Source organism: Campylobacter sp. MG1 (assembly GCF_026616895.1).
GTDB lineage: Bacteria > Campylobacterota > Campylobacteria > Campylobacterales > Campylobacteraceae > Campylobacter_E.
This window is the reverse complement of sequence record NZ_JANYME010000055.1, coordinates 1-244: the sequence shown is the minus strand read 5'-3', so window position 1 is coordinate 244 and position 244 is coordinate 1. Positions and strand designations below refer to the sequence as shown.

1 protein-coding gene is annotated in these 244 nt (G+C 26.6%); it reads left to right on the top strand.

Annotated features, from left to right (window positions below; translation table 11 throughout):
• Positions 1 to 244: BspA family leucine-rich repeat surface protein (locus tag NY022_RS09660; RefSeq protein WP_267525672.1), on the top strand; the 244-nt coding region annotated here is incomplete at both ends.

The window sequence follows — 244 nt, the reverse complement described above, 5'->3', positions numbered from 1 at the left end:
CTAGTATGTTTGATAGTTGTCGTAATTTCAATCAGCCTTTAAACTTTGATACAAAAAATGTAGTAAATATGAGTTATATGTTTGATAGTTGTCGTAATTTCAATCAACCTTTAGAACTTGATACAAGCAAAGTAACTAATATGAGTAAGATGTTTAGATATTGTTCTAATTTCAATCAGCCTTTAAACTTTGATACAAAAAATGTAACTGATATGTCTAGTATGTTTGATAGTTGTCGTAATTT